Genomic DNA, 24,000 nt, shown 5'->3' on the forward strand with positions numbered 1-24,000 from the left:
ATCCCCGCCATGACACAGGATCATCCATTTGCGCAATATGTCCGCATTCTCGGCAAGGGCCCGAAGATGTGGCGAGACATGACTTTCGACGAAGCCAGAGCGGCCATGAATATGGTGTTCTCGGGAGAGGTCGAGCCTTTACAGCTTGGTGCCTTCCTGCTGCTTCTCCGGCGAAAAGGTGAGACAGGAGAGGAGCTTGCAGGCATGGTGGCTGCGGCCCGCGATCATTTCCTTGAAAAGGATATCACCGCGAATGTTGATTTTGACTGGCCTTCCTACGCGGATCGTCACCGTCAACAACCTTGGTTCATACTCTCTGCTATCCTGCTTGCGGATCAGGGATATAAAGTGCTGATGCATGGCATAGAAGGCTATGTGGCCGGGTATGCCGCGACACGTCCGGGGCTTGCAGTGTTTGGTATCCCGCAGGCTGATTCCCTGTCCGGTGCGGCGGCATTGTTTGGTGAGACCAACCTTGTTTACCTTGGTTTAGAAAAATTCTGCCCATCGTTACAGACGCTTTTTGAGCTGCGTCCGCTACTGGGTGTGCGAACAGCCGTGAATACGTTCGGGCGCGACCTTAACCCCTTTGCTGCGCCCCGTCAGCTTCAGGGTGTTTTTCATCCGCCCTACAAGGCGCTTCATCTTGAGACAGTAAAGGCGCTTCATCAGCCTCACAGCCTGATTTTCAAGGGGGGCGGTGGTGAAGTGCAGCGCAATCCGATGAAGCCCGCCCTGGTCGACGCCTTGATCGACGGGGAGGTGACCGAGCTGGAATGGCCTGCAATGACAGAAGAAAATGTTTATAAATGGCGCGAAGAGGACCTGGCGCCGGCGCAGCTTCTTCGAATGTGGCAGGGGAAACTTGATTTAAAAATGCCACTACTTGCGATTATCGGGACACTCGCCTTCGCCCTTAAATCGGCGGTTCCCACGCTGAAGATCAGCGAAGCCGAGAGCCGCGCCCGCGATATATGGGATAGCCGCGATAAAAACCGGTTTGGATGAGGTCAATCGCTCTTTTGGTACCACCAAAGGTCTGGCCCGGTTCCCCAATATGAGGGGGTCAAGGGTAGCTTTATTTCTGGCCAGTGCGCCAACCATTGTTCATCCGTATAGTAAAGCGGAATGACGTAATGTCCGGAAAGTAACACCCTGTCGAGGGCGCGGGTCGCATTGACCAGCCGGTCGCGGTCCCGGGCTGTGGCAATCCGCTCAATCAACGCGTCGACAGCGGCAAGGTCGATTCCCGGATAATTTCGGGTGCCAGGGGTTTTGGCGGCGTCACGGCTCCAATAGAATGCCTGCTCATTCCCGGGCGAGAGCGACTGGCCCCAGCTATTAAGGATCATATCAAAATTATAATCAGTCAGGCGGTTCTGGTAACTGGCCGTATCAATCTGCCGAATATTGCTCTGAATTCCCAGAATATTGAGGTTTTTCTGATAGGGGGAAATCAGCTTGATGTAGTCAGTATTGTTAATCAGGAACTCGATCCGGAAGGGGCGCCCGGTTTTCTGATGGCGGAGAATGCCGTCCTTGATGCGGTAGCCTGCATCGGACAGTAATTGCTGGGCCTGAATAAGATTTTCACGCGCGCGGCCGGTGCCGTCGGTTTCAGGCAGGCTGAAATCTTGTTCAAACAATGATTCTGGAAGTTCATGGGTATAAGCGCTGAGCAACTCCCGTTCCGCAGATGGAATAGGGCCGGTTGAGGCGAGCGGGGAATTTTCGAAGAAACTGTGGGTGCGCTTGTAAAGACCATGCAGGATATTGGCATTTATCCATTCAAAATCCAGGGCATGGACGAGTGCCTTCCGTACACGTCGATCCTTGAATTTTTCCCGCCGGGTGTTAAAGACAAAGGCCAGCATGGGGGTTGGAATACTGATCTTTGGTGTTGATTTATGATACGCCGTTTCCGACTGCCAGCCATATGCGGATGTCCATTTAGCGGCACTATTTTCAAACCGGGCATCGATATTGCGGGATTTAAACGCCTCCAGTGCAACGTCGTCATCGCGGAAATAATCGTAAATAATTCTCTCGAAATTAAATCGGCCCTTGTTTTGCGGCAGATGCCAGCCCCAAAAATTCATGTTGCGGCGGTAGATAATGCGGCGCCCGGGGTCAACTTTCTCCACCAGATAGGGTCCTGAGCCCATTATGGGAATGAGGGAACTTTTCTTGAAATCCACCACATCAAAGGCGGTTTTTGGCAGCACGCTCATCAATCCCATGATCAGCGGCATCTCAAATCGGCCATCTTCCTCGAAGGCGAAACGGATCGAGAGAGGGGACAGGATGTCAGCTTCCGTCACTTTTCGATAATAGCTCTGGACGTTCGGGCGGCCCTCATCGCGAAAGGTCGTGAAGGAGAAGAGGACATCCTCCGCGGTGATTGAACTGCCATCGGCAAACCGCGCCTGCGGATTGATATGAAAAATAATCCAGCTGCGATCCGGGGCCACCTCGATTGCGTTGGCGACATTGGCATATAGGGTGAATGGTTCATCGCGGGAGCGTTCCAGCAAGGATTGATACACATCACCGAGGCCTCGCGGACTGACACCTTTCAATAAAAAGGGATTAAGACTGTCAAAACTTCCGATGGCACTCAACCGGACAGTTCCCCCAATGGGGGCCGAGGGGTTCACGTAATCGAAATGCGAAAATCCGGAGGAATATTTCGGCTCTCCATGCATCGCGATGGCGTGCCGTGTTTCCGACGCAAAAGAAAGGCCTGCAAAGCTGCAGTTAAGGACAATTATTAAGAGGAAGGGGAGCCATTGCTTTTTCATACGTAAACTACATCGCCTTGCTGCGAATGATTTTGGCGAGTTTATCAACCAATTGTGGCATTTCTTTTTCCGGTGTGCCGGCGAATCCCAGAAGGAGACCTGTTTTGTTGGTCGGAAGATTATAAAACCCTGAAAGGGCCCGGACCAACATTCCCGCGTCAGCGGCGTCCCGCTCCACTTCCGTATCGCTGATATGTGGCGGCAGATAAGCGATGAGATGCATTCCTGATTCCTGTGGTGCAACCATAATGATATCACCAAGTTTTTCCTGGAGCTGCGAAACAAGGCATTTCTGGCGCGCCTCGTACATTAACCTTGTACGCCGGACATGGCCAGCGAGGTAGCCCTCACTTATAAAGTCCGCCAGCGCCGCTTCCGGTATGGAGGGTGAATGGCTGTCTATATTCCGGCGAAGCGCGAGAAAAACGTCCACCAGATCCTCCGGTACAATCATATAACCAACCCGAAGGCCGGAAAACATGACCTTGCTCATGGTGCCGACATAAAGAACCCGGTTATCATCATCGAGGCCTTGGAGCGAGGAAAGTGGCCTTCCGGAGTAACGATACTCGCTATCATAATCATCTTCGAGGATAAACCGCCCTGCCTCTTTGGCCCAATTCAGAAGATCCAGCCGCCTGGCAAGCGACATTGTCTGGCCTAACGGATATTGATGTGATGGCGAAATGCAGGCAAGGCGGGCATCTGGCGCCCTTTCAATTGCGCGTTCCAGCGAAAAGCCTTCATCATCAACGGGCACTGATATAGGGACAGCACCGGCGGACAGAATGGAATCGCGAATGCCGGGGTATCCCGGTTCCTCCATCCAGACAGCATCGCCCGGCTCTGCGAAGGCGCGTACGACAAGATGAATGGCCTGTTGTGATCCGGACAGGATGATCACTTGATCCGCGTGGCATCGAACGGCCCGGGTCTGCCCTAGATAGGAGGCAAGAACCTCGCGCAGGATTTTCGCACCGCCGACGGGATTATCGACCAGATACTCCTGATCCGGCCGGCGCCAGTGACGGGCCAGCAACCGGGCCCAGTCATCAAAGGGAAAGACCTCCAATGCGGGGAGACCAGGAGAAAAGGGCAGGCTTCTCTTTTGTGATGACAGCGACTTTCCCTTGAACGGTGCCGCCATTTTGGAAAGGTAGATTTCTCGCGTGTGTAATCCAGGCGCATGCCCATCGGTTTTGCGCTGTAAAAGGTCATCGGGTAGTTGGTCCGATACATAGGAACCTGCTCCGACACGGCTGACCAGATACCCTTCTGCCATCAATTGATCAAAAGCGCTCAGCACGGTGTTGCGGGAGATCTTGAGATCAATAGCCATAGATCTGCTGGAGGGGAGGCGCGTACCTGGTTTTAATCGCCCATCGAGGATTGCCTGGCGCAGAGCCAGAAAAAGCTGTTGGTGCAGGGAAACTGGACTGTCGGCATCCAGGGTAAGCGTTTGCAACTGAGCATTTTTAAGGCGGCGGGACATCGCAACTCTATAAAGTGGTTTGAAATGGCCCATAATTTTACGCAGAATATAAACCAATACCTAAACATATTTCGGCCGGGTGCTTTTTACGATCAAGTTTTCTTGTACTTGGTTGCAATATTTGAAAAAAGCGCGAAATAATGAAGCGTGCCGATCTTGTATGTGAGGAGATAAAGATGACAGGAGCAACAGATATTGCCTATTTTGCTGCAGGATGCTTTTGGGGTGTCGAGGCGGCTTTTCGGCAGGTAAAGGGTGTCCGGGAAACGGTTGCCGGTTACCAGGGTGGTACTATCGCCAATCCCACCTATGAAGATGTTTGTTCAGGCCAGACCCGGCATGCCGAAGTAGTCAAGGTGGTCTTCGATCCTGCCGTGGTAAGTTATGAGGATCTGCTCAATGTGTTCTGGCAGAGCCATGACCCGACGACACTCAACCGACAGGGGCCGGATATTGGCACGCAGTATCGTAGCGCCATTTTCTACCGGAATGATGACCAGAAAATGATTGCCGAAGCGTCTAAAGGCGCGCAAGGGCGGCGCGGATTGCTCCGTCGGCCAATCGTTACGGAAATTTCACCGGCGCTCGATTTCTATCCAGCGGAAGACTATCATCAGCAATATTTGGAAAAACGTGGCCTTGCGACCTGCCATATCTAGGAACAGGTGTGAGCCTGTCAGACAATCCGTTCCGCATGCCCGTCGAACCCGAGCACTGTAACTGTAAGGCCAAGACTGTTGTTATATGCGGCGGTGGCTTGGCCGTGCGCTCGCGTCGGATCAAGGCCTATAAAATCTTCATCTTGCTGGCCAAGTTGTTGAGCAAGAAACTGCGAGGAATAGGGCAAATGAGCGTAAGTGTCTGACCCACGGTTTGAGGTAAAGGTTGGCTGTATTTCACGAAGATTGGTCGGAACCGACGCCGAATTTGCAGCTGCCACCGTTTTGGATAGGACATGCGGGTGGGTCGCAGGGAGGTCTTGCGTCTTTTCATTGCGCTCACCGGATTCTCCGCTCCGGAGATTTTTTCGCCCATACAGATGCCCTTCGTCGCCATCGCGTTTTGATGGCAACGCAGGAATACTAGCTATGGGCCGCGTTACTTCCATTTATATCCGGTCCCGGGACCTGTTGATACATAGTGGCAATTGGTCTTCATTCTGAAGCTATTGACCGTGAGGAGAAATCCGTTCTTCCTCAACTCAAACGACATCGCCAAGATATTGCATAAAATTCGACAATAAACCCTTAACTAAACATATAGTTATAGGAACAATTTAGCACAATATTGCTGAAAGTACAGTTTCTGGTATTATTTCTTCTCACTCATTTCATCTATGCGCTTCTGCATGGATTGTAGCTGTTCCCTCAGTTCCTGCATCATTTCGGAGGTCTGATCAGACTTCTCCTCTGGTGAAGCCTTCTTGCTTTCCGGGTCTTTTCCGCCTTCGGTTCCCCCAAAGAGGCTGGGCGGCGAGAACATACGGACGGCCTGACTGAACATCTCCATATTCTTGCGTCCCATTTCCTCAAATTGCTGGAACATGGGGTTTGTGGTCAGGTTATCTGGCAATACATCCCGCATTTTATCCTGATTATCAGAAAAGGAGCGCATGGACATTTCCAGATAGTCCGGGACAACCGATTGCAGCCTGTCTCCGTAAAAGCTGATCAGTTGGCGCAGGAAGCTGATGGGAAGAAGGTTCTGGCCCTTGGCCTCTTCTTCAAAAATAATCTGGGTCAGGACTGACCGTGTGATGTCTTCGTTTGACTTGGCATCGAACACGACGAACTCTGTTCCCTCCTTTACCATACGGCTCAGATGGTCCAGCGTGACATAAGATGACGTGGCTGTATTATACAGCCTGCGGTTCGCATATTTTTTTATGACAATCGGCTTCTTGTCATCTGAAGTTTTTTCAACCACTGCGTCTCCTAACTTTAGTTGGAAGATATATTAACGTGCATTTTCACCTGTAATTGTTGCGCTGCGCAAGTTTATTGTGCATTGCCGTTGGTAAAAATACATCACAAATGCGAAATTAACCTTCTCCAAAGTGGCAACCAATCAATTCTGGGTATATATAAAGCAGTATGACATGCAGTGACGGCCGGAACAATGAGACCCCAGACTGTAAAAATGCTGCCGGACCAGGTGTTGGCGGATGACCATTAAGTCGTCGGATATAGGCACAGTACCGTCGCGGATCGGACCCCGACCGCTGGCGCTGCATTTAGGGTTGGCGACAACGACTGTTGCAGGTTCTCTGGCGACTCTCCCTCTTCTTCAGAACGGTGTCCCTGCTCCCTCACCGGATTTCCCGGCGTCTCCTAAAGACCCGTTTGATCCCGAGACCGTTAGGGGCGGGGCAGACCTGTTGCAGGAACTCGCCAATCAGGGCAGTGAACAGGTACAGAAGATGATTGACGGCATTCGCCTCTATCATAACCATCCTTATCGGCGGGAGCCGCGAAATCGACCAGTGATCTGGCAACAGGGAACTACCCAGCTACTTGATGGCGCGCCCGAAGCCGCCACCACCGCCCCTGTCGTTCTGCTGGTGCCCTCTCTCATCAACCGCGCCTATATTCTTGATCTCATGCCCGGTCGAAGCCTTGTTGATTACCTCGCTGCGCGGGGGATCCGGCCGCTCCTGCTGGACTGGAATGCCCCGGGGGAAGATGAGCGTGAATTCGACATCGCCGATTATGTAATTAATCGCATCTGCCCTGCGATTGATTTTGCGGCCGATGTTTTTTCAAGGGCCCCCCTGCATCTTGCCGGATATTGTATGGGCGGTACGCTGTCGGTGGCCGCCGCACGACGAAAGCTTGATAAGATCAGTAGCTTTATTGCCATCGCGTCGCCCTGGGATTTTCATGCGGAATTTGGCGGTGAGGCAAAAGCGCTATTTGATCAGCGGGAAATGTGGGCGAATATTCTGGCTGGCTTCGGCGAACTCCCGGTCGATCTGCTGCAAACTCTCTTCGCCAGCCTCGACCCTAACCTGGGGCTTCGGAAATTCAGAAAATTCGCGGAAATGGATATGGCGACCAACGCGGCACAGGAATTTGTCGCAATTGAAGATTGGCTGAACGACGGCTACCCTCTCGCACAACATGTGGCTGCGGATGTCTTTGATAAATGGTATGGTCGGAACGAGCCGCTTTCGATGCGATGGATGGTTGACGGGGAAATTGTTCGGCCGCAGGATATTGCAATTGCGTCCCTTATCGCCGTTCCAAAAACCGACAAGATTGTTCCGCGTCCCTCCGCGCTCGCGCTGGCATCCGCCTTACCGTCCGCGACGGTGATCACACCGCCATCAGGGCACGTAGGCATGATGGCCGGGGGAAAGGCGCAAGACGGGTTATGGCGTCAGTTGGGGGATTGGATAGCGGCACATTGAGTTTTTGATCCGCGAGCCAAGAAAAGAGTTGCGACGAAGAAAAACTAAGGTTATTTCGTATGAGTAGAAAACATTGTTTTAAAATTTCTCATACGAAGTGAATTTTGAATTAAAATTACACAATCGAAACAGGAGAAATAGAACATGGATGTTGTCATTACCAGTGCGGTACGCACGCCGGTTGGTTCCTTCAATGGCGGCTTGGCCCCTTTGGCTGCGCATAAGCTTGGTGAGATTGTCATCAAGGAATCGCTGGCTCGATCAAAAACGGACGCGTCTGAAGTTTCCGAAGTTATCCTGGGCCAGATACTGAGTGCGGGTGAGGGCCAGAATCCGGCGCGGCAGGCCTCCGTCAATGCCGGTGTCCCTTATGAAGTTCCGGCATGGGGTGTAAACCAGCTTTGTGGTTCCGGCCTGCGTGCGGTGGCGCTTGGTTATCAGGCCATTCTCAATGGTGATTCGCAAGTAGTGGTTGCCGGTGGACAGGAAAGCATGAGCCAGGCACCTCATTGTGCCCATCTGCGAAATGGCCAGAAAATGGGTCCGCTCGAGTTTACTGATACCATGCTGAAAGATGGCCTTATCGACGCCTTTCATGGCTATCATATGGGCAACACCGCAGAAAATGTCGCCGCTAAATGGCAGATCACCCGGGAAGCTCAGGACCAGTTTGCCGCGGAGTCGCAGCGTAAAGCGTCTGAGGCGCAGGCTGCCGGGCGCTTCAAGGATGAGATTGTACCGGTTACTATTTCCACGCGCAAAGGCGATATCGTTGTCGATCAGGACGAATATATTCGTGGCGGAACCACGGTTGAAAAGTTGAGCGGCCTGCGCCCCGCCTTCTTGAAAGATGGTTCGGTTACGGCCGGGAATGCTTCCGGTATCAATGATGGTGCCGCAGCTGTCGTACTGATGACGGCGGAGGCCGCCGAAGCAAAAGGGTTGAAACCACTCGCGCGTATTGTGTCCTGGGCGCAAAGCGGGGTTGATCCGGCGATTATGGGAACAGGACCCATTCCAGCGAGCCGCGCGGCGCTTGAAAAAGCAGGCTGGACAACGGATGATCTTGATCTCGTTGAGGCAAATGAAGCTTTTGCCGCGCAGGCCTGCGCAGTGAATAAGGATCTTGGCTGGGATACCAGTAAGGTCAATGTGAACGGTGGTGCCATTGCCATTGGTCATCCGATCGGTGCATCGGGTGCCCGCGTGCTGGTCACGTTGCTACATGAAATGCAGAAACGTGATGCGCATAAGGGACTGGCAACATTGTGTATCGGTGGCGGTATGGGTATCGCGATGTGTGTTGAAAGATAACAAGCCAATGACGTAAAGGGAGCAGAAAATGTCGAGAGTAGCGATTGTAACGGGTGGGACCCGTGGAATTGGAGAAGCCATTTCCATCATGCTGCATGAAAAAGGTTACAAGGTTGCGGCAAACTATGGCGGAAATGACGAACGCGCGAAGGAGTTTTCGGACCGCACTGGCATTTCCACCTATAAATGGGATGTGTCGGATTTTGACGCTTGCACCAAAGGGGTGGCCAAAGTAAAGGCAGACCTCGGTCCGGTCGAGATAGTAGTCAATAATGCCGGAATCACCCGTGATGGGACGCTGCACCGGATGGATCAAGATAGCTGGCAGAAGGTGATCGATACCAATCTTGGCTCCTGTTTCAACATGTGCCGGGCAACAATCGATGATATGCGCGCCGCAAAGTTCGGCCGTGTCATCAATATCGGGTCGATCAATGGTCAGGCGGGTCAATATGGTCAGGTCAACTACGCCGCGGCAAAATCCGGTATTCATGGTTTTACCAAGGCAATGGCTCAGGAAGGCGCGGGCCAGGGCATCACGGTGAACGCCATTGCGCCGGGCTATATCGACACCGATATGGTGGCAGCGGTGCCGGAAAATGTGCTGGCAAAGATCGTTGCCGGCATTCCGGTCGGACGTCTTGGAAAAGCCTCTGAAATTGCCCGCGGTGTTTGCTTCCTCGCAGCGGATGACGCGGGCTTCATTACAGGCTCGACTCTCTCGATTAACGGCGGTCAGCACATGTACTGATCATCTGAACTTTACGGCTAATATTGAAGGTGGCATGATGTTGGGTGACCGGCGTCATGCCATTTTCTTTTTCAGGTAATTCCACAAACGAGTGAACAGCCAGATGGCGACAGGACAAACGTTAGCGAGTCTTTGCGGGCTTGGCGCAATTCTGCTCTGGGCGCTTCTCGCCCTGTTTACGACGGGAACCGCCGAGATACCACCATTTCAGCTCACCGCCATGACGTTCGCAATTGCCTTCGTCGGCGTGTCCTTGAAATGGTTGCTCTATCGTCAGGACGTTCGGCCTTACTTCAAGATACCGGTGGGCGCTTGGGTGCTTGGCGTTGCGGGTCTGTTCGGCTATCACTTCTTCTATTTTCTGGCACTCAAAAATGCCCCTGCCGCGGAAGCGGGCCTGATTGCCTATCTTTGGCCGCTGCTGATTGTCCTTTTCTCGACGCTATTGCCAGGGGAACGGTTTTACTGGTTCCATCTGGTCGGTGGGGTGATCAGCCTGCTGGGCGCTGGTTTGCTGATAACCAAGGGTGCGGCGTTTGATTTCAATCCGGAATACAGTACAGGTTATCTCGCGGCCATTTGCTGTGCCTTTATCTGGTCAAGCTATTCAGTTCTAAGCCGGAGATATTCAGCAGTTTCTTCCGATGTGATCGGACTTTTCTGCGGAATAACCGCTCTCCTGTCACTCGGCTGTCACCTGTTCTTTGAAGTGACGCTCTGGCCGCAAAACATTTTGCAATGGCTGGCCGTTCTGGGTCTAGGTCTCGGCCCTGTCGGCGCTGCATTTTTCCTCTGGGATCGTGGGATGAAGCATGGTGATATCCAGACGTTGGGCGTGCTTTCCTATCTCTCGCCGCTGCTTTCCACATTAATCCTGCTGGTTGTGGGGGTGGCGAGCTTTTCCTGGCCACTGCTTTTTGGCTGTCTCCTGATCACGGCTGGAGCTCTTGTAGGTTCCCTGAAAATACTGCGTGTGTTGTTGAGGCCCGCATAACCTGGCTAAATCGTCGGAACCCAGTCCTTCGGTGCCATCTCAAAGCCTTCAAACTCAAAGCCTGGCGCGACAGTGCAACCGACGAGCGTCCAGTCCCCGTTTGAATGGGCCGCCTGCCAGTATCCGCGTGGAATGACGATCTGTGGTCGCTCCTCTTTAAGAATATCAGTCCCCAATATCCAATCTTCGGCAGGGGCGCCGTCCGCTGCCATTGAGAGGGTGAGCGGCGCTCCCGCGTAATGATGCCAGATCTCAATTGCATCGACACGGTGCCAATGGGACCGGTCACCTCTTTCAAGCAGGTAGTAGATAGCCGTGGAGACAGCGCGTTTCGTACCCGTAAGGGTCAGGTCATCGCGAAAGGTCTCGACAAAGTAGCCGCCCTCGGGATGGGGCTGCATTTTGAGGCACTGGATGATATCGGCAGCAGAAAGGGTCATTGTCTAGAAGCTATCCTTGCGGCGACGTGTTTCGGCGAAAACTTCCACCGGATCAGCGCCGCTAAGGGCAAGTTCGGCGGCAAGTCCGGGATCATCCGCGCGCATGAAGGGGTTAGTCTCCTTCTCCTCGCCAAGGGTAGAGGGAACGGTTGGCAGTTTTTTCTTTCGCATCGCGACAATTTCTGCAAAGCGCTTTTTTAAGGCATCATTGCCAGGGTTTACCGAGACGGCAAAACGACCGTTTGCTTCCGTATATTCATGGGCGCAGTAGACTTTCGTCTGATCGGGTAGGTCGCGGAATTTACTGATACTGTGCCACATCTGGCCGGGCGTACCCTCAAACAGGCGGCCGCAACCAAGAGCAAACAGTGTATCGCCGCAGAAAAGCGCGTCTGATTCCTCGAACCAGTAGGCGATATGGCCAACCGTATGGCCCGGAACTTCAAAGACTTTTGCGCTCTGACTGCCGAAGTCGAAAATATCGCCTTCCTCTACCTTGATATCAATCCCGGGAATGCGCGATGCATCGTTCTTTGCGCCGACTATCGTGCAGCCTGTCTTCTCTTTCAGTTCCAGGTTGGCACCAGTATGGTCCGGATGATGGTGTGTGTTGATGATATGGGTCAGGGTCCAGTTGAGCTCTTGCAGTTTATCGAGGACCGGACCGGCAACCGCCGGATCAACGACGCCAACCAGGCCACTATTGGCGTCCCGGAACAAATAGACATAATTGTCGCTCAGGACTGGAATTTGGTGAATTTCTAGCTTGCTCATCGGCTGATCTTTCGGCATTCCGTTTTTTGTTAAGTGTCCATTCTCATAATTTATGGCAGTATAGCATTATGCTCAGACCTGATGTTATTGATTTACGAAATTTTTATCACAGCTCTCTCGGACAGGTAGTTCGGCGAACGATTGGCCGTAAAATCAGGCTGATGTGGCCAGATCTTGAAAATTTTCGTGTCCTTGGTATCGGCTATGCAACCCCTTACCTAAACCCCTTCCGGGCGGAAGCCGAGCGGGTTATTTCCTTCATGCCATTAGAGCAGGGAGTGATCCAGTGGCCGCGCGATAGCAGAAGTCTGGTCAGCCTTGTCGACGAGCGTATGTTGCCGCTGCCTGATTCTTCCATCGATCGGATTATTTGGGTGCATGGACTTGAAAACACGACTGATGTCGATCCGACGATCCAGGAGATCTGGCGTGTTCTGACGTCAACGGGGAAGTTGATGGTCGTGGTGCCAAGTCGGCGTGGTCTTTGGGCTCGAACGGAGAATACCCCATTTGGCTACGGGCATCCGTATAGCGATAAGCAGCTTAACCGCCTGCTAAGAGACAATATGTTTACACCAGGAGACCGGCAGGGGGCTCTTTATATGCCGCCCAGCAAATGGCGCGTAAACTTAAAGCTCGCCCGGGCATGGGAGAATATCGGTGAAAAATGGTGGAGTCATTTCAGTGGCGTCCGGATTATGGAGGCAGAGAAGCAGGTCTATGCCCTAACCGAACAGCCGGAGCGTAAAACACGACGGAGACCCGTCATCCTGCCGGCGGCTCGCCCTGTAATTGCGGGAAGGCAGTCTCGGCAACTCAAGGAAAAAACCTAGGTTTTTTTGGAAAGCATAAAAATGCAGTCCGCGCCGAAAAAATTGGCGAAACTGCCGTAGGTCGATCGGGTCATGACTTCACCCGACGCCTTGACGATCACCGATTGCTCGATCTTGACCTCCATCTTCTCGCACAAGGCCGTGAAATCCTTGAGCGTGCAGAAATGGATATTCGGCGTTTCGTACCACGGAATATCCAGTGAGTTGGTCATCGGCATACGGCCTGTGAACGCAAGATATGTCCGGCAACGCCAATAGGCAAAATTTGGAAAAGACACAATTGCTCGCCGACCGATCCGAAGAAGCTGTTCCAGTACGACATGCGGCTGATGGGTGGTCTGGAGGGTTTTACTTAAAATCGCGTAATCGAAGCTGTCATCTGGATAATAGACAAGGTCCGTATCCGCATTGCCCTGGACGACCGAAAGCCCGTTGGCGACGCAGATATTCACGCCATGCTGGCTCAGCTCCAGCCCGCGCCCTTCGACATTTTTTGTCTCGGTAAGATGGGCAAGAAGTTGCCCGTCATCACAGCCGACATCAAGGACACTGCTACCGGGCTCGATCATTTCCGCAATTAGTTGCCAATCAACGCGAATATCCCGCTTAGGTACAAATTTGATGGGTTCGCTCATGACAGAAGCCCTCGGCTCTTTGCGCTAGATTGCAGGAAGCCGTTGATGGTTTTGAACATTTCCGGTGTATCCAGTAGAAAGGCGTCATGGCCTTTATCGGTTTCTACCTCAACAAAGCTTACGTTCGCGGCCGCAGCAATCAGCGCCTGGACGATATCCTTGTTTTCCGACGTGGGGAACAGCCAGTCACTGGTAAAGGAAACAACACAGAAGCGGGTTTTCGCTCCCTCGAACGCTTTTGCGAGGGCGCCGCCATGATCCTCTACCAGATCAAAATAATCCATCGCCCGGGTTATATAGAGATAGGAGTTGGCATCAAAACGGTCGACGAAATTAATCCCTTGATACCGCAAATAGCTCTCGACCTGGAAATCTGCATCAAAGCCGTAGGTCAGGTTATCGCGATCCTGCAGATTGCGCCCGAACTTGCGGTGCAACGCCGCTTCGGAGAGATAGGTCACATGTGCGGCCATGCGCGCGACTGCAAGGCCGGCAGTCGGCTTCTTATCACTCGCGTAGTAATCGCCGCCTAACCAATTGGGATCGGCCATTACGGCCTGACGTCCGACTTCGTGAAAGGCAATATTCTGCGCAGAGTGACGCGCGGCACAAGCAATTGGAATGGCACTGAAAACCCGCTCTGGATAGGCGCTCGCCCATTGCAATGTCTGCATCCCGCCCATGGATCCGCCGATTACGCTGAACCAGCTTTCGATCTCGAGATAATCCTGTAGCATTGCCTGCGCACGGACCATATCGCCAATGGTGATGATCGGAAATTTCAGGCCATAGGGCTTGCCCGTCTTCGGGTCAATATCCGATGGTCCTGTTGTTCCCATACATCCACCCAGAACATTGCTGCAAACAATGAAATATTTGTCTGTGTCCAGAACCTTTCCTGGACCAATCATTATTTCCCACCACCCGTTCTTTCCCGTGACCGGCTGGCGGCTTGCGGCGAACTGGTCACCGGTTAAGGCATGACAGATCAAAATCGCATTAGATTTGTCTGCATTCAGTGTCCCATAGGTGCAATAAGCCATATTGATAGCCTCTAGTGTCACCCCGCAATCGAGCTTGAGTGGCGTCTCCTTTCCGAGGATAACGGTCTGATTATCCGATATTGGAGGATTTATGGACACTTTTACTTCTCTTTTCGCGCTATTGGATTAGAAAAATCTTTGTTTTGGACGACTTTGCTGTTAGCTAGTGCGGCGGGGCAAGGTCTGTCAATATATTCTTTGCCAAATGCCGGGCTTTGTGGTCCAATTTTGACGAAACAGTCTGTTTGTTCAGGTAACTATTGTGACAATAAAAAATACAAAACTTGATGCGTTGAGGGCTGAAATCGACCGGCTGGATGCGGAGCTTTTGTCGGTTCTGGAAAAAAGGATCGCGATCGTCGAGGATATAGCTGCAGCAAAAAAAGTGGATGGCAAGGCGCTCGCCTTTCGTCCGGGCAGGGAAGCCTCCATTCTGCGTAAAATACTCGAAGTGCATTCCAGTAAGTTGCCCGACACGGTCATTGCGGCAATATGGCGGGAATTGATTGCTGCTGTCGGCTGGATGCAAAAGCCCTACTCGGTTTCTATAACCGCGCCCGATAAATCCGTAGGTTACTGGGATTTGGCGCGGTTTCATTTTGGCTCCGCGACGCCAATGAAGTTGCATCAACTGCCGTCAGTCGTTCTGCGGGAGGTTTATGAAAACCCGTCGACCCTGGGTGTTCTTCCCTGGTTGACGCGGGAGCGTGATACCTGGTGGACGCACCTTGCCCAGGGCGGTGAAAATGTACCGAAGATTCTTGCGGCACTTCCATTCCTCGATAACCCATCCGGTGAATTTGAAGATCTGAATTCCCTCGTGATTGGTCAGGCGGAGCCTGAGCCATCCGGTGATGATGTAACCTTGATGGCACTCGCCACCAGTGATGAGGTGAGCCGGGCCCGGCTGAACGAGAATCTCGTGAAGGCAGGCTTGAGCGGATATTGCGCAGACTCGCGGTCTCCTGATTCAGGGGACAGTGATTGGCTTCATCTTATTGAGATGCCGGAATTCGTTGCGGAAACTGATCCACGCCTTGTAAAACTTGGTGAGATTAGTGGAGAAAGCTTTATTAAAGTTGTTATTCTTGGCGCCTACGCCGTTCCCATAAAATAGCCCTTATACTATCTGAGTTGAAAGCAGTCTCATGACAACACCGGTTCCACAGCCAGGTATTATGACTATCTCGCCATATGTCGGTGGTAAATCCAAGGCCGGCGAGAATCAAAAAGTCGCCAAACTCTCGTCGAATGAATCACCTCTCGGCCCAAGCCCCAAGGCAGTTGCCGCGATGGAAGCCGTTTTGACGGATGCGCATCGATATCCCGAGGGTGGATCGCAGCTTTTGATAGCGGCCATTGCAGAGATGAACAAGCTGGATGAGGCGCGCATTGTTTGCGGAAATGGATCGGATGAGCTTATTTCCTTGCTGAATACGGCCTATGTGGGTTCAGGTGACGAAGTTCTTTTCACCGAGCATGGCTTTTTAATGTATGCCATCTCCTCGACTGCCGCCGGGGCGACACCGGTGAAGGCGCCGGAAATTGATCGTACGGCTGATGTCGATAACCTGCTGAAGTTGGTCACGGATAAGACGAAGATTGTTTTTCTAGCGAATCCAAATAATCCGACAGGTACTTATCTGCCGCATTCGGAGGTTGAGCGCCTGCGCGCCGGATTACGCGACGATATCCTGCTCGTCCTTGATGCCGCCTATGCCGAGTATGTGACCCGCGATGATTATAGCGCGGGCGCGGAAATGGTCGAAGCGCATGACAATGTCGTTATGACCCGTACTTTTTCGAAGATTTATGGATTCGCTGCATTGCGTCTTGGCTGGGCGTATTGTCCGCCGGCAGTTGTCGATGTGCTTAATCGAGTGCGCGGCCCCTTTAACGTCAACGCGCTTGCGCAGGCGGGCGGTGTCGAGGCGGTACGCGACCAGGCGCATATCGATAAGGCGCGTGAGCATAACGATAAATGGCTACCCATCCTGACCCAGAATTTCCGGGGAATGGGGCTGGGCGTGACGCCAAGTGTTGGAAATTTTCTGCTGATTGATTTTGAGGAAAGTGGAAAACCGGCGGCAGAAGCGGAGCAGTATCTTGCGGGAAAAGGCTTGTTGCTTCGGGCAGTTGCAGGATATGGCCTGCCAACTTGCTTGCGAATGACGATCGGTCGGGATGACGAAAACCACGCAGTGATAGAGGCGCTGAGGGAATTCCTTGGCAAATAGAGTATGACGGAAGTGAAATTCAAACGGCTGGCATTGATCGGTATCGGGCTCATCGGATCATCAATCGCACGCGCCGTGCGGCAGCATCAACTCGCAGAAGAGATTGTGTGTGCGGCGCGTACGGCGGACAGTCGCCGCGTTGCCAAGGAACTCGGCATTGTCGATGCGGCTTTTGAGAGCCCGATCGATGCGGTCAAGGGCGCGGATCTTGTGATTTTCTGCACGCCCATCGGCACCTATGGCAAGCTGGCGGAACAGACGGCGCCGGCGCTTGAAAAAGGTACCATTGTCACCGACGTCGGCTCGGTTAAAAGCGCGGTGATCGAAGCTATTGGCCCCCATATGCCAAAGGATGTCGATTTTATCCCGGGTCATCCAGTGGCGGGAACGGAGAAATCGGGCCCTGCCGCGGGCTTTGCGGAACTCTTTATCAATCGCTGGCAAATCCTGACGCCTTGCGGGCAGGCAAGCGATGCGGCGGTGGAAAAACTCACGGCATTCTGGACAGCGATGGGCAGCAAAGTGGAGATCATGGATGCGGAGCATCATGACCTTGTCCTTGCCATCACTTCGCATATTCCGCATTTAATCGCTTATAATATTGTCGGCACAGCGGATGATTTGGAGGATGTGACCCAGTCAGAAGTCATAAAATACTCCGCAGGTGGTTTTCGAGACTTTACGCGTATTGCCGCGTCAGATCCGACCATGTGGCGTGATGTGTTCTTGCACAATAAGGACGCGGTATTAGAAATGCTAGGCCGCTTCACCGAGGACCTGACGGCGTTGCAGCGGGCGATCCGACGGGATGATGGAGAAACCCTTTTCAATATCTTCTCACGCACGCGGGCAATCCGCCGACAGATTATTGATGCGGGACAGGAAACGCCAGAGCCCGATTTTGGCCGTGTTCATACAGCGGACGATACATCGACAAAGTCCTGACGGGATTAATTGCTCCCGATTATGGAGCCAAGGCGCATCAAATAGATAGGGCCAAGATAAACCCCGCCCTCCTGTGCCGAGAGGGGCAGCGCGATATAGCGTTTTCCATCTTCGCCGTCTTTCGCCAGTAACCCAAGCCCGAACCCGATAGTGCGGGCGGCGTTTACATCAATTTGCCGCGTACTGGTCAACGCCTCCAGAATATTCTCATATCCTGAAATGCGGGTATTCATCTCACCCAAGGGCCGCATCCGATCATCTAGTGTCAGTGCCCCTTTGCCTGAAATACTGCCGTGGCCCCAGTCAATGTTAAGCGCCTCAATATCTACAAAACCGCCGGCATCGCGCCATTCGGAGAGTGTGTCAGAGGCGGGCAGATTTCGGATTGTCCCATAGAGAATGGAGGAGAGGGCGAAATCCTCGATCTGCTTTCCGAGCGGGAAATCGTCCATACCCTCAATAATCATGTTATTGGCACGAACCGCAATTTGTTGCCCTTCTATTTGCTTTTGTTCGGCATTTTTGTCGGAACTTTCTTGCGGGTTCGGACGGCCATGAAGCTGTAGTCGCCCTGCCTTAACGGGCGGTCTCCAGGAAGGCTTCGCCTCAAACTCCGTGATATCAATGGCGACGGTGCGTATCCGGCCCTGGGTGCTGAAAGTTGCGCTGCCAAGGGCGTTGGAAGCCTTAAAATCAAGAGTTCTTTGCTCGTATTTCTCTGTCCAGTTAGCCTGGCCCGCACCCTCTATACCGAAAATGACATGATTGATACGCCATGGTTGCACAACGGCCCAGAAAACGGGGATTTCAATGTGGGGCTGGCGAATATGGTTCGGGTTGGCGATCGAAAGCGCCTCCGCTGTTACCTTTACCCGATAGGGGAATCCAGAAGTGATCAGTGGATTATGACTGATTTCATACCCTTCGCTGATCCGGGTTTCTCGCCATCTGTCAGCAGCTTCCACCAACTGGTCCGCAACTTGATGCCACCAGAAGATATAGCCGCCGACAACGATAATAAGGGCCAATATGCCACCAAATAGAATACGCATGGACGGTCCGGGTTGATTGCTTGTGAAACGCTTTAGCACTCTATATAGAAAGAATTGCAGTAATTACAGATAATCCTGAATTGGGTCCCATAGGTGTAATGACAGAAAACTCCGTACAATCGTCCGAAACCCTGATCATAAAGTCGATGCCGATCATCTTCGTCTTTTTATGGAGCACGGGCTTTATTGGTGCGAAAATGGGCCTGCCCTATGTCGAGCCGATGACATTTCTTGCATTACGATTTGGCGTTTGCATTTTATTTATGGTGCCATTTGTCTTGATGACCCGGACCCGCTGGCCCACGCGCAGGATCGATTATTTTCATATTTCGATTGGTGGGCTCTTGATGCATGGCGGCTATTTGGGGTTTGTTTTCCTATCTATATCAAAAGGAACGCCGGCAGGTATTTCCTCGCTTATTGTCGGGATACAGCCTCTTATCGTGGCGGCGCTGGCGGGGGTTTTGCTGAAGGAAAATGTATCCTTGCAAAAATGGATCGGGCTTTTGCTGGGGCTTGCTGGCGTTTTTCTCGTTGTCTTTAACAAGCTTTCGGTGGGGGAAGGAACGCTTTTTGGCATGAGCTTTTCCTTTATCGCGCTGATCAGCATTTCTGCAGGCACCCTCTATCAGAAAAAATTCTGCTCCCATATGAATATTAAAAGTGGGAACCTTATCCAGTTCGTCGTCGCTGGAGCTTATTTCTATCTGATGTCGCTCCTGTTTGAGACGGGGGAGGTTATTTGGTCAGGAGAGCTGGTTTTCGCACTGCTCTGGCTCGTCATTATTTTATCGCTTGGCGCCATGACGCTGCTTTATATGCTCTTGCGGAAAGGGGCCGCGGCGAACGTCTCCAGCCTCTTTTACCTGACGCCGCCCTGTACGGCTGTCGTCGCCTATTTCCTGTTTGATGAGACGCTTGGTGCACTTGCCCTTATCGGGATGGGAATTGCCGTGGCTGGCGTGGCTCTTGTAAATTACCGGTTCAAGAAGGCAGGAAGCACATGACGCGAAAGTTTGATTTGATACTGGAGCCGGACCTGCCGTCTGTGGATTATCCACTCCCAAAGCTGCCACCTGATGAGGATCTCTGGATCTTCGGCTATGGCTCCTTGATGTGGCGGCCGGGGTTTGATCATCTCGGCGTTCAGGATGCCCAGCTCTACGGATATCACCGCGCTTTTTGTGTGACGTCGGTCGTTCATCGGGGAACGGCCGAAAATCCGGGCCTGGTGTTGGGGCTTGACCGTGGTGGGTCCTGCCGGGGAAAGGGCATTCTTTGCCCCGCAGATATTCGTGAGCCGGTGATCGATTATCTCTATCGGCGGGAAATGGTGACCAGTGTTTACCAGCCAAGGATGGTGCGGGTCAGGCTTCTCGAAGATGGCGTCATGGCGCCCGCCCTGACCTTTGTCGCGGATCCGGCGCATGAGCAATATTGTGGCAAGCCGTCACTGGAGGAGGCCGCGCGGATCATTGCCCGCGCCCATGGGCGGGGCGGTCCCAATGTGGAGTATCTGAAAAGCACGCTTACGCATCTGGATGAGTTTGGCATCGCCGATGGACCGCTCCACCGTATCATGGAGCTGATCGAAAAGGGCGACTAACTCGCGAATAGCTGATCCATATTCTTGAATGCCTTTAGTTCAATGGCGTTTCCGGCGGGATCTGTGAAGAACATTGTCGCCTGCTCGCCCACTTCACCTTTGAAGCGGATATAAGGCTCGATAATGAAATCTATCCCAGCGGCAGTTAACCTGTCGGCGGCTTCCTGCCATTTCTCCATCGACATGACCAGCCCGAAATGACGGCAGGGAATGCCATGGCCATCCACTTTGCTGGTTTTTGCTTTACCAAGTTCCTCTGGAGCGAGATGGGCGACAATCTGATGACCATGGAAATCGAAATCGACCCAATCGCTGGAACTACGGCCTTCTGCACAACCCAGAAAGCCTTTATAAAAATCGCGTGCCGCTTCCAGATCATCGACGGGAAAGGCCAGATGAAATGGAAAGATGGTTTGTTCTGTCATAGCTGTCTCCATCGCAGAATATGAGACGTTAGTAGCGCTTTTTGCCTTCTCTTGAAAGCGGATTCTGGACCGATATCCCCAATGTGAATGGGTCAGTTAGCTGCATTTGGAATAGCCGCAGGTGGTGCAGGTATCGCAACCTTCTATCCGAAGGAGTCCGGCCTCCCCACATTGTGGGCACTGCCGGAGCAGCCCTTCCTTCGGCTTGCTCTCCCCGCCCACGACCACTTTCGAAACCGCCTCGTTCGTCTCATCCTGCTTGTCTTTTGGAGGTGGCAGGAAGCCGATCTGGATCATATGGGTTTCGATCACTTCCCCGATTGCCGCGAGGAGGGAGGGGACATATTTCCCTTTCACCCAGGCGCCGCCGCGCGGATCGAAGACGGCCTTCAACTCGCCTACCACGAAACTGACATCTCCGCCGCGACGGAAAACGGCGGAGATCATGCGCGTCAGCGCGACAGTCCAGGCGAAATGCTCAACATTTTTCGAATTTATGAAGATCTCAAACGGGCGACGGCGGCCATCCTGAATGATATCGTTGAGCGTTATATATATGGCGTGGTTACTCTCCGGCCAGCGGAGTTTATAGGTCTGGCCGGGCAAAGTGCCGGGCCGGTCGAGCGGTTTCGTCATATAGACAATACCACCTGCCTCGAAACTGTCAGAAGGTTTCGTAAAAGGTTCCTGCAAGGGCAAAGCGGGCTGTTCCTCCGCCGCAGTATCCTTCTTCACTTCCAATACCGCGCCCGTGACATCGTTGGGACGATAGGTCGTGCATCCCTTGCAGCCCTGTTCATAGGCCTGCAGATAGATATCCTTGAAATTCTCGAAACTGATATCTTCCGGGCAGTTGATGGTCTTCGAGATAGAGCTATCGATATATTCCTGAACCACTGCTTGCATCCGCACATGATCTGGCGGGGTCAGCACCTGCGCATCGACGAAATAGTCGGGAAGGGGCGTATCGGCGCCCTTTAGTCGGCGGAATAGCCGCAGCGCATAATCGGTTACCTCTTCGGATTTGCGGGTATCGTCAGGCATCAGCACATTGCGGGTGTAGGAAAAGCTGAACACCGGCTCGATCCCGCTTGAGATATTATCCGCGAGCAGTGAAATCGTGCCCGTCGGAGCCACGGATGTAACAAGCGCATTGCGGATACCTTTTTCAGCGATTGCGTCACGGATATCCTTATCCAGCGCACGGATCGTCTCTCCAGCAAGATACTTTTCCTTATCAAACAGGGGAAAGGTACCCTTTTCCGCGGCAAGGTCGGTGGAGGCGAGATAGGCGGAGCGCTGGATCTGCGCCATCCATTTACGTGTGAGTGCAAGCGCCTTGTCTGATCCATATCGCACGCCGCACATGATCAACGCATCGGCAAGACCGGTAATGCCGAGGCCAATGCGTCGTTTTGCGCGCGCTTCGTTCGCCTGTTCCGGCAGGGGGTAACCGGAAATATCGACGACATTATCCATCAGGCGGATTGCGTCACGCACCACGCCATCAAGCTTTTTGAGGTCGACGGCCGCCTTCTTCTCAAACGGATGGACAACCATCTTGGTGAGATTAACGGAACCCAGCAAGCAGGCCCCATACGCTGGCAAAGGCTGTTCACCGCAGGGATTGGTGCCCGTGATGGTCTCCACATAATAGAGGTTGTTGCGGGCATTGATGCGATCGATAAAGATAACCCCTGGTTCCGCATAGGCGTAGGTCGATCGCATGATTTCGTCCCACAGTTCGCGTGCCTGCACGGTCTTATAGAGAGTTCCGTCGAAACGAAGTTCCCACGCATCGTCCTTTCGGACGGCCTCCATAAAGGCGTCAGAGACAAGGACGGAAAGGTTGAACATCCGAAGACGCCCCGCATCCTGCTTCGCCTTAATGAAATCGAGAATGTCCGGATGATCACAGCGCATGGTTGCCATCATGGCGCCCCGGCGCGATCCTGCGCTCATGATCGTGCGGCACATGCTGTCCCAGACATCCATAAAGCTGAGCGGACCAGAGGCATCGGAGCCCATGCCATGGACTGGCGCGCCTTTTGGCCGGAGAGTGGAGAAATTATAACCGATCCCACCGCCCTGTTGCATGGTGAGGGCGGCTTCCTTCAGGTTATCGAAGATCGATGACATGTCATCGCCGATGTCACCCATGACGAAACAGTTAAAAAGCGTGACCTGTCGTTTTGTACCGGCGCCGGATAAGATTCGACCCGCAGGCAGGAATTTATAATCGTCAAGCAGTGCGTAGAAACGCTCTTCCCATTTTTCTCGGTCCTGTTCCGCTTCCGCTTCTGCTGTGGCGCGGGCAACACGCCGCCAGCTATCCTCGATAGAGCGTTCCTTGACGCTATCATCGGCGGATTTGAAGCGGTATTTCATATCCCATATCTGCTGCGATATCGGGGCGACAGGCGACATTGGACACCTTCATTCTCGAAAAAGCATGTACCACTGAATATAGTAACAAAGGGGTCTTACGTAAAATTTAATATCTGCTGCAGCGGTCAGGAGATGTATTTTGTGCGACCCTCAGTGACCAAAGCCTCGGTTTTGGTCTCAATTCGGGATTTCAGCTCCTTCATGAACGCTTTTCGGTCCATTCCAGCCTCGATTGGCGGCAGAAACTCAATCACCATAACGCCCGGTCGGCAGAAAAAACTTCTTCTTGGCCAGAAAAGACCTGTGTTGAGCGCGACGGGTATCACTGGCTGCTGCAATTTAGTATAGATTGCGGCGATTCCGGGCTGAAAGGGGAGATCCTCATCAAGAGGGGAGCGGGTCCCTTCAGGGAAAATAATGATCGGACGTTGATCGTCCATGGCTTGCCGAGCTTGCGATAACATGGATTTCAGCGCCGCCGCATGACCTTTGCGATCCACTGCGATCATCTTCGTCTTACGGCAGTACCAGCCATAGACGGGAATACTGAGAAGTTCCTTTTTCAGGATTATCGCCGGATCGTCGGTGATCAGGTGAAAGATCATGGTCTCAAACGCAGATTGATGCTTGGCAGCGACAATAGCGGCTCCGCTCGGGAGATATTCCTTTCCCCGGATTTCTAGATGCAGACCGCAGATGCTGCGCAAGAGAACGACAATTCCTCGCGACCAGATTCGCTGCCCGAGGACAATCCACTTCCGGTCAAAGGCAAGAAAGGGAAGAAAGGCCAGGTTCATGATCACCGACCAGACAAAAAAGCCGATAAAGAAGGCTAGGGATCTTAATTGCGTCACGCGACTC

24 protein-coding genes are annotated in these 24,000 nt (G+C 52.8%); 12 read left to right on the plus strand and 12 right to left on the minus strand.

What is annotated here, in order from left to right:
• Positions 1–9 precede the first annotated feature (9 nt).
• Positions 10–1,008, plus strand: a complete 999-nt coding sequence (locus tag GQE98_RS04705) for a glycosyl transferase family protein (protein WP_161314475.1) — start codon at positions 10–12, stop codon at positions 1,006–1,008.
• Between the two features lie 2 nt (positions 1,009–1,010).
• Here the strand turns inward: GQE98_RS04705 and GQE98_RS04710 are convergent, their stop codons facing one another.
• Positions 1,011–2,801 carry an extracellular solute-binding protein gene (locus tag GQE98_RS04710; RefSeq protein ID WP_161314476.1) on the minus strand — a complete coding sequence of 597 codons (1,791 nt, stop codon included), beginning with the start codon at positions 2,799–2,801 and terminating at the stop codon, positions 1,011–1,013.
• Between the two features lie 7 nt (positions 2,802–2,808).
• Positions 2,809–4,293, minus strand: a complete 1,485-nt coding sequence (gene pdxR / locus GQE98_RS04715) for a MocR-like pyridoxine biosynthesis transcription factor PdxR (protein ID WP_161314477.1) — start codon at positions 4,291–4,293, stop codon at positions 2,809–2,811.
• 176 nt (positions 4,294–4,469) lie between these two features.
• Between pdxR and msrA the strand changes: the two genes are divergently transcribed.
• Positions 4,470–4,952 carry a peptide-methionine (S)-S-oxide reductase MsrA gene (msrA, locus tag GQE98_RS04720; protein WP_161314478.1) on the plus strand — a complete coding sequence of 161 codons (483 nt, stop codon included), beginning with the start codon at positions 4,470–4,472 and terminating at the stop codon, positions 4,950–4,952.
• Positions 4,953–4,969: 17 nt separating this feature from the next.
• Here msrA and GQE98_RS04725 read toward each other — a convergent pair whose 3' ends face one another.
• Positions 4,970–5,401 (minus strand): hypothetical protein, encoded by a 432-nt coding sequence (locus GQE98_RS04725; protein WP_161314479.1) that lies wholly within the window; start codon positions 5,399–5,401, stop codon positions 4,970–4,972.
• A gap of 203 nt (positions 5,402–5,604) precedes the next feature.
• Positions 5,605–6,219: a polyhydroxyalkanoate synthesis repressor PhaR gene (gene phaR / locus GQE98_RS04730; RefSeq protein ID WP_161314480.1), complete on the minus strand. Its 615-nt coding sequence runs from the start codon at positions 6,217–6,219 to the stop codon at positions 5,605–5,607.
• Between the two features lie 238 nt (positions 6,220–6,457).
• Here phaR and GQE98_RS04735 point away from each other — a divergent pair, with 238 nt between their 5' ends.
• The 4 genes from GQE98_RS04735 to yddG all read left to right on the plus strand — a co-directional run bounded on the left by GQE98_RS04735 (position 6,458) and on the right by yddG (position 10,761).
• Complete coding sequence (locus GQE98_RS04735) at positions 6,458–7,702, plus strand: alpha/beta fold hydrolase (protein WP_161314481.1); 1,245 nt, start codon at positions 6,458–6,460, stop codon at positions 7,700–7,702.
• Positions 7,703–7,846: 144 nt separating this feature from the next.
• On the plus strand, positions 7,847–9,016 hold the full coding sequence (locus tag GQE98_RS04740) for an acetyl-CoA C-acetyltransferase (RefSeq protein ID WP_161314482.1): 1,170 nt from the start codon (positions 7,847–7,849) through the stop codon (positions 9,014–9,016).
• Between the two features lie 28 nt (positions 9,017–9,044).
• Entirely contained in the window at positions 9,045–9,767 is a 723-nt protein-coding gene (gene phbB, locus GQE98_RS04745; protein ID WP_161314483.1) for an acetoacetyl-CoA reductase, read from the plus strand.
• 103 nt (positions 9,768–9,870) lie between these two features.
• A complete protein-coding gene (gene yddG, locus GQE98_RS04750; protein ID WP_161314484.1) occupies positions 9,871–10,761 on the plus strand; it encodes an aromatic amino acid exporter YddG in 891 nt (296 codons plus the stop codon).
• Positions 10,762–10,766: 5 nt separating this feature from the next.
• On the opposite strand, the gene GQE98_RS04755 is transcribed toward yddG, so the two are convergent.
• On the minus strand, positions 10,767–11,201 hold the full coding sequence (locus GQE98_RS04755) for a cupin domain-containing protein (RefSeq protein WP_161314485.1): 435 nt from the start codon (positions 11,199–11,201) through the stop codon (positions 10,767–10,769).
• Positions 11,202–11,204: 3 nt separating this feature from the next.
• Positions 11,205–11,975 carry a hydroxyacylglutathione hydrolase gene (gene gloB, locus GQE98_RS04760; RefSeq protein WP_161314486.1) on the minus strand — a complete coding sequence of 257 codons (771 nt, stop codon included), beginning with the start codon at positions 11,973–11,975 and terminating at the stop codon, positions 11,205–11,207.
• Between the two features lie 68 nt (positions 11,976–12,043).
• On the opposite strand from gloB, the gene GQE98_RS04765 reads away from it, so the two are divergent.
• The gene (locus GQE98_RS04765; RefSeq protein WP_161314487.1) at positions 12,044–12,808 is read left to right on the plus strand and encodes a class I SAM-dependent methyltransferase; all 765 of its coding nucleotides are present in this window, start codon (positions 12,044–12,046) and stop codon (positions 12,806–12,808) included.
• Here GQE98_RS04765 and metW read toward each other — a convergent pair.
• Positions 12,805–13,443, minus strand: coding sequence for a methionine biosynthesis protein MetW (metW, locus tag GQE98_RS04770; RefSeq protein ID WP_161314488.1), 639 nt, complete (start codon positions 13,441–13,443; stop codon positions 12,805–12,807). The two genes, GQE98_RS04765 and metW, sit on opposite strands and share 4 nt — an antisense overlap.
• Positions 13,440–14,585 carry a homoserine O-acetyltransferase MetX gene (gene metX, locus GQE98_RS04775; protein ID WP_161314489.1) on the minus strand — a complete coding sequence of 382 codons (1,146 nt, stop codon included), beginning with the start codon at positions 14,583–14,585 and terminating at the stop codon, positions 13,440–13,442. The genes metW and metX overlap by 4 nt, the downstream gene beginning before the upstream one ends.
• Positions 14,586–14,748: 163 nt before the next feature.
• On the opposite strand from metX, the gene GQE98_RS04780 reads away from it, so the two are divergent.
• The 3 genes from GQE98_RS04780 to GQE98_RS04790 are packed head-to-tail and all read left to right on the plus strand — an operon-like array spanning position 14,749 to position 17,668.
• On the plus strand, positions 14,749–15,603 hold the full coding sequence (locus tag GQE98_RS04780; protein ID WP_161314490.1) for a chorismate mutase: 855 nt from the start codon (positions 14,749–14,751) through the stop codon (positions 15,601–15,603).
• A gap of 31 nt (positions 15,604–15,634) precedes the next feature.
• A complete protein-coding gene (gene hisC / locus GQE98_RS04785) occupies positions 15,635–16,723 on the plus strand; it encodes a histidinol-phosphate transaminase (protein ID WP_161314491.1) in 1,089 nt (362 codons plus the stop codon).
• A gap of 3 nt (positions 16,724–16,726) precedes the next feature.
• Positions 16,727–17,668 carry a prephenate/arogenate dehydrogenase family protein gene (locus tag GQE98_RS04790; protein WP_161314492.1) on the plus strand — a complete coding sequence of 314 codons (942 nt, stop codon included), beginning with the start codon at positions 16,727–16,729 and terminating at the stop codon, positions 17,666–17,668.
• Positions 17,669–17,673: 5 nt separating this feature from the next.
• Here GQE98_RS04790 and GQE98_RS04795 read toward each other — a convergent pair whose 3' ends face one another.
• On the minus strand, positions 17,674–18,720 hold the full coding sequence (locus GQE98_RS04795) for a DUF2125 domain-containing protein (RefSeq protein ID WP_161314493.1): 1,047 nt from the start codon (positions 18,718–18,720) through the stop codon (positions 17,674–17,676).
• Between the two features lie 98 nt (positions 18,721–18,818).
• On the opposite strand from GQE98_RS04795, the gene GQE98_RS04800 reads away from it, so the two are divergent.
• Both GQE98_RS04800 and GQE98_RS04805 read left to right on the plus strand, forming a co-directional pair.
• Positions 18,819–19,727, plus strand: a complete 909-nt coding sequence (locus GQE98_RS04800; protein ID WP_161314494.1) for a DMT family transporter — start codon at positions 18,819–18,821, stop codon at positions 19,725–19,727.
• Positions 19,724–20,326 carry a gamma-glutamylcyclotransferase gene (locus tag GQE98_RS04805; RefSeq protein ID WP_161314495.1) on the plus strand — a complete coding sequence of 201 codons (603 nt, stop codon included), beginning with the start codon at positions 19,724–19,726 and terminating at the stop codon, positions 20,324–20,326. Before GQE98_RS04800 ends, GQE98_RS04805 begins: the two co-directional genes overlap by 4 nt.
• Here the strand turns inward: GQE98_RS04805 and GQE98_RS04810 are convergent.
• The 3 genes from GQE98_RS04810 to GQE98_RS04820 all read right to left on the minus strand — a co-directional run bounded on the left by GQE98_RS04810 (position 20,323) and on the right by GQE98_RS04820 (position 23,993).
• Positions 20,323–20,751 (minus strand): VOC family protein, encoded by a 429-nt coding sequence (locus GQE98_RS04810; protein WP_161314496.1) that lies wholly within the window; start codon positions 20,749–20,751, stop codon positions 20,323–20,325. The two genes, GQE98_RS04805 and GQE98_RS04810, sit on opposite strands and share 4 nt — an antisense overlap.
• A gap of 96 nt (positions 20,752–20,847) precedes the next feature.
• The gene (locus GQE98_RS04815; RefSeq protein WP_161314497.1) at positions 20,848–23,178 is read right to left on the minus strand and encodes an adenosylcobalamin-dependent ribonucleoside-diphosphate reductase; all 2,331 of its coding nucleotides are present in this window, start codon (positions 23,176–23,178) and stop codon (positions 20,848–20,850) included.
• A gap of 86 nt (positions 23,179–23,264) precedes the next feature.
• Positions 23,265–23,993, minus strand: coding sequence for a 1-acyl-sn-glycerol-3-phosphate acyltransferase (locus tag GQE98_RS04820; protein WP_161314498.1), 729 nt, complete (start codon positions 23,991–23,993; stop codon positions 23,265–23,267).
• Positions 23,994–24,000 lie beyond the last annotated feature (7 nt).

The sequence above is a fragment of the Sneathiella litorea genome, from assembly GCF_009882915.1.
Lineage (GTDB): Bacteria > Pseudomonadota > Alphaproteobacteria > Sneathiellales > Sneathiellaceae > Sneathiella > Sneathiella litorea.

What these genes read in the sequence shown, in the direction of transcription:
- GQE98_RS04805 (WP_161314495.1), top strand. Translation starts at nt 19,724, where the DNA reads ATGACGCGAAAGTTTGATTTGATACTGGAGCCGGACCTGCCGTCTGTG.
- metW (WP_161314488.1), bottom strand. Translation starts at nt 13,443, where the DNA reads ATGAGCGAACCCATCAAATTTGTACCTAAGCGGGATATTCGCGTTGAT.
- GQE98_RS04725 (WP_161314479.1), bottom strand. Translation starts at nt 5,401, where the DNA reads ATGGAAGTAACGCGGCCCATAGCTAGTATTCCTGCGTTGCCATCAAAA.
- GQE98_RS04740 (WP_161314482.1), top strand. Translation starts at nt 7,847, where the DNA reads ATGGATGTTGTCATTACCAGTGCGGTACGCACGCCGGTTGGTTCCTTC.
- GQE98_RS04765 (WP_161314487.1), top strand. Translation starts at nt 12,044, where the DNA reads ATGCTCAGACCTGATGTTATTGATTTACGAAATTTTTATCACAGCTCT.
- msrA (WP_161314478.1), top strand. Translation starts at nt 4,470, where the DNA reads ATGACAGGAGCAACAGATATTGCCTATTTTGCTGCAGGATGCTTTTGG.
- gloB (WP_161314486.1), bottom strand. Translation starts at nt 11,975, where the DNA reads ATGAGCAAGCTAGAAATTCACCAAATTCCAGTCCTGAGCGACAATTAT.
- GQE98_RS04790 (WP_161314492.1), top strand. Translation starts at nt 16,727, where the DNA reads ATGACGGAAGTGAAATTCAAACGGCTGGCATTGATCGGTATCGGGCTC.
- GQE98_RS04800 (WP_161314494.1), top strand. Translation starts at nt 18,819, where the DNA reads ATGACAGAAAACTCCGTACAATCGTCCGAAACCCTGATCATAAAGTCG.
- GQE98_RS04755 (WP_161314485.1), bottom strand. Translation starts at nt 11,201, where the DNA reads ATGACCCTTTCTGCTGCCGATATCATCCAGTGCCTCAAAATGCAGCCC.
- yddG (WP_161314484.1), top strand. Translation starts at nt 9,871, where the DNA reads ATGGCGACAGGACAAACGTTAGCGAGTCTTTGCGGGCTTGGCGCAATT.
- GQE98_RS04710 (WP_161314476.1), bottom strand. Translation starts at nt 2,801, where the DNA reads ATGAAAAAGCAATGGCTCCCCTTCCTCTTAATAATTGTCCTTAACTGC.
- pdxR (WP_161314477.1), bottom strand. Translation starts at nt 4,293, where the DNA reads ATGTCCCGCCGCCTTAAAAATGCTCAGTTGCAAACGCTTACCCTGGAT.
- GQE98_RS04810 (WP_161314496.1), bottom strand. Translation starts at nt 20,751, where the DNA reads ATGACAGAACAAACCATCTTTCCATTTCATCTGGCCTTTCCCGTCGAT.
- GQE98_RS04735 (WP_161314481.1), top strand. Translation starts at nt 6,458, where the DNA reads ATGACCATTAAGTCGTCGGATATAGGCACAGTACCGTCGCGGATCGGA.
- GQE98_RS04815 (WP_161314497.1), bottom strand. Translation starts at nt 23,178, where the DNA reads ATGTCGCCTGTCGCCCCGATATCGCAGCAGATATGGGATATGAAATAC.
- hisC (WP_161314491.1), top strand. Translation starts at nt 15,635, where the DNA reads ATGACAACACCGGTTCCACAGCCAGGTATTATGACTATCTCGCCATAT.
- GQE98_RS04705 (WP_161314475.1), top strand. Translation starts at nt 10, where the DNA reads ATGACACAGGATCATCCATTTGCGCAATATGTCCGCATTCTCGGCAAG.
- phbB (WP_161314483.1), top strand. Translation starts at nt 9,045, where the DNA reads ATGTCGAGAGTAGCGATTGTAACGGGTGGGACCCGTGGAATTGGAGAA.
- GQE98_RS04795 (WP_161314493.1), bottom strand. Translation starts at nt 18,720, where the DNA reads ATGCGTATTCTATTTGGTGGCATATTGGCCCTTATTATCGTTGTCGGC.